Consider the following 13,118-nt stretch of genomic DNA (forward strand, 5'->3'; position numbering starts at 1 on the left):
AGTTAGGGTTCAGGGATTGATATTATACTTGAATCGCTTCCGAGATTTCTGCTGCTTTTTTTAGGTATTCCATGTATTGCTGCAGCAGAGCATTCACCGTTTCCCGGGCATATTGCTGTTGATTATATTCGATGCCAATGTTCAGCTGGTTCATTCTTATAAAGCTGATGAACTTCAATTTATAGCTCCAGATCTCTTCGCCGCTTCTATCCTCACCCCCTGATAAAGGGGATATTCTGAAGGTGCTTGTATTGAACTCGGCGTCAAATTGCCCCATATAGTTAAATGACAGCTCGGGGTTCAAGCGGAAGCGTATTCCTTCCTGATGGCTGCTCAAATATTTCAAGACCCCGTACCCTCCTCCTTGCTTGGGGATGCCGCTCAGGTACTCCTTGACATACTCCAGGCATAAATCGATATTCCTGCTCTCCGGAAGTTGCAAGGCCACAGGATAAAGGATTGAGAATCTGCCTACTGTCCTGTAAGTATCAATGTCCTTACTATCCATATCACGGCCATGATTGCCTAAGTTCACCACAACCGCTGCGTTCCCCGTCCACGCCCGGATCGTTAATGCCAGCGCCGTCAACATGATGCTTTCCGTTGTGAAGTGCGGGTTGCTTCGGATGGATGACATGACTTGCTCCGTCTCCGTGCAATCGAATGCTTGATACAGGGTTAAATTATCTCTCACTCTGGCTTCGTCCGCCTTATAGTCGGTAGGCAGCGGTTCAGCTTTTATGCTCTCTACCTGGTCCCAATACGGCTGCTCGCGGAGCAGCTCTATGCTGTCCGCATATTCATGCAGATGATTGGACCACTGCAGAAATGGTGCTGTCTTGGGAGGCAGTCCGATATCCTCATGATTCAATAATTGTGTGTAGGCTGTGTTGAAGTCCTCCAGAATAATTCTCCACGACAGGTGGTCGATAATCATCTGATGGATGACGATTAACAGATGCTCGCCGTATCCGGCTCTAATCAAGGCCAGCTTGACCAGCGGACCCTTTTCGAGATCCATACTGGCCTGTACCTGATTCACGGCAGCCTGTGCCTCCTCGCTGAAGGAGGGGGAATCCGCCAGATCTATCAGATAGAAATCAAACAGCTCCCCGTCCAGCCCCCGGTTATGCTGCAGCATTTGCCGGTTTTGTTCTCTGAATACCATCCGGAGGGCGTCATGATGCCTAATAATCTCAGTAAAGACCTTCCGGATATTGTCTTCGCCAAAGCCAGCCTCCCTATAGAGCACAAAAGACAGATTTCTATGCTGCAAGGTGTCCCGGCAGTGTTCAACCATCCAGCTTTGGATAGGCACAAGACCCGCTTCTCCGGTCACTGCCCCGTACCCGGCATGCCCCGCCCGATCCTGTACCTTTTTGGAGACCTCCCCGATGGTCTGGTACTGGAAGAGATGCTTCACCTCCAGCCTTAAATTGTACTTTTCCATCCTTGCTGCCGCCTGGATTGCCTTAATGGAATCTCCGCCTGCCGCAAAAAAATTATCATGGATTCCTATCCGCCGGAGTTCAAGCACCTCGGACCAGACCGTACATAATATCTCTTCGGTACGATTTCTGGGGGCGCCGTATCCCAGAGAGTGATCTCTCATCTCCTGCGGGTCCGGCAGCTGTGACGTATCGGCCTTGCCGTTGGCGGTCATAGGAATCTGGTCTACGGGCATAATTACCCGAGGAATCATATAATCAGGCAGGTATTCCCCCAGATATCCTCTAAGGCCGGGAAGGACCTGCTCATCCCTGCACACAACATATGCACAAAGATAAGGTTCTTGGCGCTGATCCTTTTGAACCAGAACGACAGCCGCCTGCACTCCATCACAGGACAGCAGCCTATGCCTGATCTCATCCAGTTCAATGCGGAAGCCTCTAATTTTCACTTGATGATCAGCTCTTCCTGCAAAATGAATCAGACCGTCCTCCGTCCATTTCCCCATATCTCCGGTTTTGTACATATACATTCCCGGATGATAAATATCCTCAACAAACCGGCTGCTCGTTAATGCTTTATTATTGCAGTATCCTCTTGCGACGCCATGTCCGCCGATGTAAAGCTCACCAAGGACGCCCCGGGGTACCATTCGCTTTTGCTCATCAAGAATATATACCGAACAGTTTTTTATAGGCGCCCCAATCGGCATTTCCTGAATCTGCCCGGTCTCCTCCGGCTTAATGGTGAAGGCGGTAGCGTCCACACAACATTCCGTAGGCCCGTAAACATTTGTTATATAAGGCGGCTTATGATTGGCAAAACTGGTATAGAACCGCTTAACCTCTGCAATGGAAAGCGCCTCTCCGCCGATAATGAAATGCGCAACACCGATCCGGGCACACAGGGACGTTTCTGCCAGCAAACGGAGATACGCCGGGGTCCCGTCCGAAATATCGATCTTATTCTGCTTGTAATACTCAGCCAGCTGAATTACATCCTGGCGCACATCTCCAGGCACAATGTTCAAATGATGTCCCAGCAGAAATGCAGAGAATATCTGCTTCACGGATGCATCAAATACAAATGGTGCGAGCAATGCCACGTTCAGGTTCGGGCCATGCAGGCTGTAAATCTTCTCATCGAGTGCTTCTGCAAGATTTGTTACGCTTCTGTGCTCAATCATTACTCCCTTAGGCTTTCCGGTCGAGCCCGAAGTGTAGATGACATAAGCCAGGCTATCCGCCGATGCTGTAGCCTCAAGATTTCCCTGCTCCCCGGAATTGCCCGCGACCTCCTCAAGGCAAATTTCCCTGATTCCATGCTGTAGACTCCTCCGATGAGCCGTGTCGGTAAGGACCATACAAGCCCCGCTGTCTTCCAGCATAAATCGTTTTCTTTCCGGGGGATAAGCAGGCTCAATGGGCAAGTAGGCTGCGCCCGATTTCAATACGCCCATAATCCCAACCGCAAAATTTGTACTGCGTTCAGCGATGATGCCCACCACCCTGTCTTTGCAGGCACCATTTCGGATAAGGACTCTGGCCAGCTGATTGGCCTGTTCATTCAATTCACGGTACGTTAAGGAACGGTCGAAACCGGAGACTGCCAAATGGTCCGGAATTCGTGCGGCCTGCGCCTCAAACATTTCGACGATCGTCTTGGTGTTATACGCGGCCGGCAGCCCCGCCTGACCATAACGCCTTATGTCCCGCAGCTCCTCCCTATCCAGCACATCAATGTCTCCAATAAGGACATGCTCCAAGGCAACAACTTGTTCGAGTACCCGAAGGAAACGTCTGGCGAAGCTTTCGATGGTGCTTCGCTTGAATAGCTTGGCAGCGTAAGTGAATTCAAATTTGAGCTCATCTAGGCCCGGAAATACCTGCAGCGCAAGATCAAATTTTGCTGTTTTATTGTGATAAGGATAAGGAGCATAGTGCATGCCGTTGACTTCAAAGGCCGGATTGTCCATGACTTGAAGAACAAACATGACATTGAACAGGGCGGTTCCGCTTAGATTTCTGTCCATATTCAAGTGATCCACCAGCTCTTCAAAAGGGTAGTCCTGATGCTCGTATGCCTGCAGCGCATTCTCCTTGACCCCGGCAAGAAACTCCTTAAACACCATATGAGCCGAAGGACGGTTCCTGAGCGCAAGCGTATTGACGAACATCCCTATCATCTGTTCCAGTTCCTTGTGCTTCCGGCCGGCAATGGGGGAACCCACAATGATATCCTCTTGTCCCGTATGCTTGAACAGAAGCACGTTGAAGGCAGCCAGCAAGGTCATGAACAAGGTGGTCTTTTCTTTGGAGCTATATTCATTTAACCGTTGCGTCAGCTCTCTGCCGGCATTACAAGTTAACCGCTCTCCCTGATCCCCTTGCCCGCTGTCCCGCGGATAATCAACCGGCAAATTGAGAATTGGCAGCTCACCGGAAAAGACATCCAGCCAATATTTCTTCTGTTTATTCATGTAGTCTGTCTTAAATAGATCATTCTGCCATTTCGCAAAATCCTTAAACTGGATATTCAGCTCAGGCAGCGGATTATGCTCATACAAATGGATAATTTCTTTCTGCAGCAGCGGGATGGAAGAGCCGTCAGCGATGATGTGCTGTACATCAAGCATCAAAAGATGCTTGTTCTTGCGGATCTCGACCAGTCCTGCCCGTATCAGCGGAGCTTTACTCAGGTCAAACGGCCGGATAAACTGACTGGTGATTTGATCCAGGTCTGTTTCATCGTCTGCATGGTATTTCTCAACAGCCAAATGAACATGATCATCAACCGCCTGCACAAGCTCCTTATTCACAAAGCTAAAGGATGTTCTCAGAACCTCATGTCTTTGAATAAGCGCTTCGAATGAATGTTCAAGACGTCCTTCATCCAGTGGGCCTTCCATCATTACAAAGAGCGGAATATTATAGGATGTGCTCCGGGCGTTTAACTGGTTGAGAATATAAATCCTCTTCTGCGAAGAAGACACTTCGTAGTGCTCCGCCGCTGCAATGCGGGGTATGGCTGAATTCCCGCGTGTATCCTTATCCGTGCCGGCCTGGCCTTCAATATAAGCAGCCAGCCTTTCGATATTTGAATGCTCAAATAAAACCGGCACCTGCAGGCTAAGGCCCATAATTGTATTTAGGGTGTTCACAATTTCGATGGCAATAATTGAATCACCGCCGATTTCATAGAAGTCTGCCGTTACAGACATCGGGTTCATTCCCAGGACGGCTCCCCAAACCTGCCCGACACTGATTTCCGCTTTCGAATATCTGCCGCTGTCTCTGCCTTCAAGCTGAATCCCTGCAGCTGCAGCCTCTAGGCTATTTTGCCATAGGCCTTCCTGTTCCTCTTCGTCTGGTTCTGCCGTTTTTCTTCTTGGTGCATTCACCCAGTGTCTTTCCTTCAGGAACGGGTAGACCGGGATACTGATTTTTCCCCTCTTTTCCCCTTCATATAAGCTCTCCCAGTCGACCTCTCCCCCTTTTTCATACAGGCTGCAGATTTCATTTAATATGTCCGTCTCTGTTCTGCCGCTTTTGTTGTAAGCCTCTACTTTTTGGCGGGCACTGTTTTTCAATTCACGGTCTTCAGCGTGTGACAGTTTTTTCAGGTTCGGGAGATGGATCGGGTTATCGTTCAGCTTGTTCATTTCCCTTATCAGCTCTGCCTTGTCCTTAATCTTCAGGCATACTCTATACTCACAGTGCTTTCTGCCGGTATTGGCTGTGTAGCAAAGGCCGGGCAAATCGAATTCGCCATCCTCATTCAGAAACTGCACATAGTTTGCTATTAACTCCTGAAGTGATTTTTTATTCTTGGCAGACAGTGTCAATATCTCTACAGGATGTGGGGACTCGGCATTCACCGCCCTGGCCGGCGCTTCTTCCAGCACAATGTGGCAATTGGTCCCGCTGAATCCAAATGAGCTTACGCCTGCTCTTTTGGGCTCAGCCCCGCTCTCCCAGGCTCTTGCCCGGTCACTGACATACACAGGAGAATTGCTGAAATTAATCAGCGGGTTGGGCTCACGGAAATTTATGCTGGGGGGAATTATCCCCTCCTTTATCGCCATGACTGTTTTTATCAGTGATGCTATTCCTGAAGCCGCCACTGTATGTCCAATATTGGGTTTCACTGAACCAATGCCGCAAAACTGCTTTCTGGCGGTATATTTTTTAAAAGCATTGGCTATCCCTTTAATCTCGATGGGGTCGCCCAGAATCGTTCCGGTGCCGTGGGTTTCGATATATGCGATGGTTTCCGGGTCGATTTTGGCATTCTCCCAGGCTCTGACAATCAGCTCCCCCTGGGCCTCCGCACTCGGAGCGGTAATTCCATTGGAAGCCCCGTCATTGTTGATGGCACTCCCTTTAATTACAGCGTATATGTGATCACCGTCCTCAATGGCCCGGTTCAGGGGCTTTAATACGAGTGCAGAGATGCCTTCTCCCCACATTGTGCCTTTTGCATTTTTATCAAAAATGCTTATTTGGCCGTTGCCTGCTTCAATTTCACTCATCATCCCCGTTTGCTGCGGCAGGAGAAACAGGTTCACCCCGCCGGCAATGGCCATGCTGCACTCTTCATTCTTCAGGGCGTTGCAGGCAAGATGTACAGAAACCAATCCTGAGGAGCAGGCCGTATCTACGACAAGGCAGGGACCTTTGAGATTGAAAATATAAGAGGTTCTGCTCGCAAGAATTCCAGGGTAGGTGCCTGTCATCGCAATCATATCCGAATCCTTGATCAAGGATGCATAGGATATTTTCAAATCGCCGCTGTGGTCATGGCCTACATACATCCCTGTATCAGACCCGTATATTTTCCGGCCGGCATATCCCGAATCCTCAATGGCATGATAGACAGTCTCCAGGAACAACCGCTGCTTCGGGTCCATAAGCATCGCTTCCCGCGGCGAGATTCTAAAAAACGCGGCATCAAACTTATCGATCTCCTCTATGAACCCGGCTTGGAAATAGGCGTCCATTTCTGCATAGTTCATCAACGGGTCCAAATCGGTTTTTCTGACCTGAGGCAAATCTCTGATGCAGCCTACCGAATTCACAATATTGCTCCAATACTCCCGTGTGTTACCGGCATTGGAGAATTTGCAGGAAATTCCGATAATCGCAATTTCATTGCTGTCCTTCTTTTCTTTGTGGGTTAGCTCCTTCAGCATCCTCAGGGCCATCTCGCTGTCCATGCTCTGAGCTTTGATCTGCTCCAGGATATACTTCTTGATGATGGAGGTATCATCCACGGCTGCTCACCCCGGGCGAAGACTCTCCAATCGTTGTGGAAAAAACCTGTCCATTTTCTTTACAGAGAACCTGTACCAAATTCCGCGCCTGCAGCACTACACTCGGCAATCCTCCGCCTACCTGAGTCCAATGCCCGATCATATAGAAGTTCGCCAGTCCGGGCAGAGAACGCTTCAGTTTTTTCTCCTGCATAATGTTATCCATCTGCTTTTCCCACCCCATCCAGCTGCCGTTCCGGTTATTCGTATATCTCTTGATCGTATGAGGCGTAGAAACATCCACCACCTCAATATTCTCTCTGATCTTTCCGAGCCGAGCTTCCAGCAGGTCAATGATCTCATCGGCCACTGCTTTCTTTTGCTCATCGTATTGGCGGGGATCGGTTTCTTTCAGATTCTCCCAGTATCCATTCGAAGTCTTTGCATAAACCACAACGCTGGTTTTGCCTTTTGGAGCGAAGCCAGGGTGTTTATTGAATATTTTCACGAACAGATTATCAGCCTTGGAATCCCCATTTGCACGCAGCGGCTGCTCCAGCTCCAGGCTCATATAATGGGGCATATCATCAAATGTCCGGGATATTCCCAGCCCCACATATATTTGTGCGGCCTTGGTGCTGAAGTTCTCATAGCAATATTTCAGATCATCATCTGCATATTTCCCCTCCAGCATTTCAAAAATGGTGCTGTAGCCATCGGCGGCCGAAATCACCAGATCTGCGTGATAGATTCTTCCATTATCCAACTCGACGCCTGTCACTTTATCTTCTGCAGTCAAAATCCGCGAGACCTTGGATTGATAGTGGATCTTTCCCCCAAGCCCCATATATCTCTGCTCAATGATCCTTGAGAGCTGCATAGAACTGTCCACCGGGTAACCCGATGCCTTGGCATTGACCCAGCCCATAGTAGCCATGAAATAAGCAACGGCCGTATCGACATTGAACCAGAAAATCTTCCGGTAATTCGTTCTCACAAATTCGCTCTTAAATTGCAGGGCAAATTCTTCAATAGTCACACTGCCCCATTTCTTCATCACTTCCATGTATTCACCGGCTTTGGCCTTGAATGCCTGAAAGTCGGAAAGATCAAACAGCTCAGGCGCTTTATCGATTCTCAAATCTACGCTCGAGATCACTTTGATTGCATCCGTCAGAATCTTTATCAGCGCTGCATCCTCGGGGGCAACTCTAAGCAACTCCTGTTCCAGCTTGTCCACATCGGCATACAGCGTGAATTTCGTTCCGTCTTTGAAATTAACTACGGCGAATTCCTCATCATTAACAAACTCCATGTTCTGGATCACATTCAATTCACTCCAGAACTTGTGAAAGGTATTGTTCGGGCCGGAACCGACCAGCCAGCTTATGCATCCGTCAAAATAATAACCTTTCCGCTTCCATCCGGTGCAGAGGCCTCCAGGCAAAGCCCCTGCTTCCATAATCATGGTGTCATACCCGTTCATCTGCAAATAACATCCGGCTGCCATTCCTGCGATACCCGCGCCAATAATAATGGTTGTATGATTGTCCATTGTTTCTCCTTTTCAAAAAGTTATTAGGATGCACTGGCCTTTAGTTCTCTAGCATCTTCAAACCATCCTGAACATCGATCGTGCCTTTTTTCAGGTTCTCAATTAAATCTCTCAGCTCCTGCTCCACAGGCTCGCTAACCGTTTCTGCTTTTACCGGTGCCGGCGGGGTGCTTCTATGGGATTCCCGGTCAATATATTCCGCCAGCTCAACTACCGACGAATAGGTGAAAATATCGGAGATATCAACGATATCCGGGTATTTTTTATCGATCAGCTTCAGTAATTGAGTTGCCATAATCGAGTCTCCCCCCATGGCATTGAAGCTTTCATACAGATCCAATTCGTGCATATCGAGGATCAGGGAGTACATTTGTGCGATATTTTTCTCTGTTTCGGAGTATTCCGTTCCCTTCCCTTTGAGAACAATATCACCCGCTGCCTCTATTTCAGGGGTTTCCTTGGGTTCCGTTCTTGTTCTTCCCGTACCCTTCAGCTTGCTTCTGATCGCTCCAGACAAAGTAAATGGCAGTTGGTCTTGAACGGATGCCAGCAAAGGGCGGTTCAGGCTTCCCGGAATAGCATGGGTAATGCCGCCTGCTGCCATCTCATCCATAAAATTCAGCGCTTGCTTTACCGTTAACATATGAAACACCGATGATTCCTCGGTAATTCCATAGTCGGCTGCAATTCCCACTTCGCTCCACGCCGGCCAATTGATCGATATAGTACGCGCACCTCTTTTATTGCGGGAATATGAGAAGGAGTCCAGGTAGGCATTCGCTGCAGTATAATCACCCTGCCCTGAGCCGCCAAAGATGGCATTAATCGATGAGAAGAGGATAAAGAACTCCAGATTTTCCTCCCTGGTTGCCTGGTCCAATATCCACGTGCCGGTCACTTTGGGACTCACAACCTCATTAAATACTGCCTTGGGCTTTCTAAAGGTAAAACCTTCCCCTGCAACCCCTGCACAGTGGAATATGCCATGGATCCGGCCGTATTTTCCTTTGAGATCCTGAACCACTTCATTAACCTGATCCGGATCGGCAATGTCGCAGCTGTAGCAACTGACTTCGGAACCCGATTCCCGGATGTCTTTGATCGCTTGGAGCTTCCGGGAGAGCTTATGCTCCGGATTCTCCTGAATCAGCTGATCCCAGGATGCTGCTTCCGGCAGCTTGGAACGGTTCATTAATGCGATATGGACTGCGTTCTTCCCTGCCAAGTATCTGGCAATTTCCAGTCCTATGCCGCCTGTGCCCCCTGTGATGATATACACACCTTGCTCCTTAATCTCCAGCCCCTGCTCTTCTTGATGCTCAGGCTCATGCCGGTCCAGCTCACAGGTATAACGCTTGCCGCTTCTGAGCGCTACCTGATACTTGGATTCAATACGTTGAATCTCTTCACTGATAAGCTCTGCCGGAGTTTCCCTATCCACATCAAGCGCTCTGCAATGAATGTTCTTGAACTCCTGCGTAAGTACTGTGCCCAGGCCGAACAATGCAGCGCCCAGCGGATTGATCTCCTGCTCATGTCCCGTCACTTCCGTTACATTGTCAGAGATTAGGACCACATCAATATTCTCTTTAATCTTATTGCTGCTGATACTCTTGGCTAAATAGAAAAGGCTGTGCAAGCTCCGGTTCTGCTGATCCGCCAAATCCGCACAAGTTGCCGCCGCCTCCCCGGTGATGGAGGATAAATGAAGAATTTGCCGTATATTACGATCTTTGATTTCATTCATTAGGTTGATGTAGTCATTCTCTGTACCCTGAATCACATAATGGTTAGGGGTCAGCCTCTTGTAGGCTTCTCCGAACTCAACCTGAATCGTATCCGCAGCTTTATTCTGCAATGGCCCGGCAATATTCTCATAGATTCCTTGTGTGTCTTTGAATACCAGTACCGTTCCTTCATGACCTCTGCGGCCTTCCGCTGCAGGCTCGGCCTGAACCCAATTCAAACGATAGAAGGCCCCGCTCAAATCGTCGTTTTCTTTAAAAAGCGTCAGCAAATGATTGACCTTTTTCAGTACATAGTCCTTGATTTCCACAAAAATCCTGCCCTGCATATCGATCAACTGAATATCACATGTCTTAGTTTCCTTGTTACCTGACTTTTTCTGGACATAGGCATAGAAATGCTGAGGCATTGCAGAGTAGATCTTGATATTCTTGTAGGATAGCGGGAGAAAAGTGCTGTCGTCATCATCCTCTCCAATGAACACATTTGCCGCATTATCCAGCAGCGAAGGGTGAAGGATCAGTTCCTCAAGATCTCCCTTGAAGGCTTCGGATAATTCCAGTTCTACCAGCTGTTCGTTATGATCAAGGATGACTTCTTTGAAATTCAGCCAACGCGGGCCGAAGGAGAATACTTTGCTGCTCAAGCTGGTATCTTCATACTTAACCTTGATGGTTTCTTTCCTGCTGTCATTCCGGGCGGCAGCCAAATCGAAGATCAAGCGCTCGGCATCCTTGGATTCATCTGCTGGATTGTAAGCTTTTCCTTCCGCATGTGTGATCCACTTGCCTTGCTCCTGACTGGCAATAATGAAACGGGTATATCCCTTTTCTTTCTTCACGATGGTGTGTACCTGCTTGTCTTCTGTTTGCCCTACCGAGAGCGGTGTAAAAAAGAACACATCCCTTAGCTCCAGATAATCCGTATGGTACAGCCGGGAGCATGCTTTTCTTCCCATTTCCAAATAGGTTGTTCCCGGAATCACGCTGACCCCCATAATTTTGTGGTCGCTTAACACCCAGTGTGTGTTGACATTGAATGTAGTAGAATAGATCGTTTCATCCATGGAATCCGCCAGGCACTGGTCAATCAAAGGATGGCTGATATTTTTTACAGACACCTCCAATTCAGATCTTCTATCTTTCACTTCCCCCCAATACATCACTCTATCGAATTGGTATGTGGGCAAGGATACGATTCTTCTTTTATTGTCCCGGTACATCAGGCTCCATTCAACCTTGGCCCCTTTCACATATAAATTGCAGATTTCCGCCAGATTCAGAATCAGATACCCGCTCGTGTCATTTACAATCTCCTCCAGGAGACTGCCGGCCTTGCTGTTCAGTTTTCTGTGTTCCGACAGTGTAATTTCACCCTGGTCCCTGACCTGCTTCCGGTCAGATCCAATTTTGTGGCAATCATAATACACTCCCTTGCCGGAAATATCGCTTAACCCGTTAGAGGCCAGCTTACTGATTTTCTGTTCAAGCTCTTCATAGCTTTTCACAATCAGCGCTAACCGGTACGCATAATGGCCCCGTCCCGTTTTGGCGGTATAGCAAATGTTGCTCAGATTGGTTTCCGTTCCCTGTCTGAAGAATTCGGCGTATTGGTGAATCAGCTGGCGCAAAGAATGCTCTGTCTTCGCAGATACTGTGAATATTTCATACTCCGGGCCTGCAGCCTCGCTGGTTGCCGCCTGATCAGGCGCTTCTTCCACCACCACATGAGCATTGGTTCCCACAAATCCAAAAGAATTGATCCCTGCTCTTCTGGGCAGTACACTTTTGGGCCATTGCAGCGGCTTCTCCGTGACAAACACCGGTGATTTGATGAAATTAATCAGTGAATTAGGCTCTTTGAAATGAATACTGGAGGGAATTACATTATGCTTCATGGACAGAACAACCTTGATTAAGGAAGCCAGACCCGAGACGGCGACTGTATGGCCAATGTTGGCCTTCACTGAACCTATTCCGCAGAACTGGGCTTTGTCGGTATGTTTGGCGAACGCATTCGTGAGTCCTTTGATTTCTATGGGGTCTCCCAGCTTGGTTCCTGTGCCGTGCGCTTCAATATATTGGATCGTCCCGGGGTCAATTTGCGCATCCTCCCAGGCTTTGAGAAGAACCTCTTCCTGTGCTACCGCATTCGGAGCAGTCAATCCGTTCGAAGCACCGTCATTATTGACCGCACTTCCCTTAATGACGGCGTAGATATTGTCTCCGTCCTGTCTGGCTTTGCTCAATGGTTTCAGAATAACCGCAGCAACACCGTCGCTGAAAAATGTGCCGTCAGCATTTTTATCGAAGGTCTTCACCCGGTCATCCTGCGATTCCATCATTGACTTGCGGGCTGTACTGAACCGCGGGAATATCCCCAGAGAAATCGCACTGACAATAGCCATTTCACATTCTTTGTTCTTCAGCGCATTGCAAGCCAGGTGTACGCCTAACAAGCCCGAACTGCACGCGGAGTCCAGCACCATAGAGTTTCCCTTCAGATTCAACAGATAATTAATCCGCCCCGCCATTAACCCTGGCCAGTTGCCTGTCATGCTTGTGGATTCATCCTCTGTAACATAGCGGTATAACGTATCATTGACATGATCCTTGCCTACGTACAAGGAGGTTTGGCTGCCATATATTTTGTCGCCGGCATAACCGGCATCTTCTATGGCTGTCCAGACGGTTTCCAGCAGCACTCTATGGGAAGGGTCCATGGCTTTGGCTTCTTTGGGAGAAATATTAAAAAGCTCTGCATCAAACTTGTCCACATCCTCCAGATACCCGCCCATTTTGCAATCTTCCGCTTCTTCCTCTGAAATAAACCGGGCTCCCATAAAATCCGCATAGGCTTTATTATTCACAATGGGTTTGATATGCTCGATCATTTCTTTCTGGAATTCCACCTTGCAGTCCAATCCGCCCATCAGATTGCTCCAATACTCATCGGTATTGCTTGCTTTGGGCAGCCTGCACGAGATGCCTATGATCGCGATGTCTTCTTTTTTGGCACCTTCGCTTTTCAGCTCCCTAAGCATTTGCTTCGCTTCTTCCTGTGTAAGCTTATGCTGTTTGACCTGCTCAAAGATATAGGTTTGAACCACGCTCATTG

General features: G+C 48.5%; 3 protein-coding genes. All 3 read right to left on the bottom strand.

Translation table 11 applies throughout. The annotated features are described in order from the left end of the window. Positions 1 to 22: 22 nt before the first annotated feature. The 3 genes from PRIO_RS28655 to PRIO_RS28665 are packed head-to-tail and all read right to left on the bottom strand — an operon-like array spanning position 23 to position 13,116. Positions 23 to 6,721 (bottom strand): non-ribosomal peptide synthetase, encoded by a 6,699-nt coding sequence (locus PRIO_RS28655; protein WP_020429585.1) that lies wholly within the window; start codon positions 6,719 to 6,721, stop codon positions 23 to 25. Beyond that, complete coding sequence (locus tag PRIO_RS28660) at positions 6,714 to 8,255, bottom strand: phytoene desaturase family protein (protein WP_046505733.1); 1,542 nt, start codon at positions 8,253 to 8,255, stop codon at positions 6,714 to 6,716. The genes PRIO_RS28655 and PRIO_RS28660 overlap by 8 nt, the downstream gene beginning before the upstream one ends. Before the next feature lie 40 nt (positions 8,256 to 8,295). Continuing rightward, positions 8,296 to 13,116: a type I polyketide synthase gene (locus PRIO_RS28665; RefSeq protein WP_020429588.1), complete on the bottom strand. Its 4,821-nt coding sequence runs from the start codon at positions 13,114 to 13,116 to the stop codon at positions 8,296 to 8,298. Positions 13,117 to 13,118: the final 2 nt, after the last annotated feature.

Source organism: Paenibacillus riograndensis SBR5 (assembly GCF_000981585.1).
GTDB lineage: Bacteria > Bacillota > Bacilli > Paenibacillales > Paenibacillaceae > Paenibacillus_AQ > Paenibacillus_AQ riograndensis.

Bases quoted from the DNA above. Each gene is read 5' to 3' on its own strand.
- PRIO_RS28660 (WP_046505733.1), bottom strand. From the start codon at position 8,255: ATGGACAATCATACAACCATTATTATTGGCGCGGGTATCGCAGGAATG.
- PRIO_RS28665 (WP_020429588.1), bottom strand. From the start codon at position 13,116: ATGAGCGTGGTTCAAACCTATATCTTTGAGCAGGTCAAACAGCATAAG.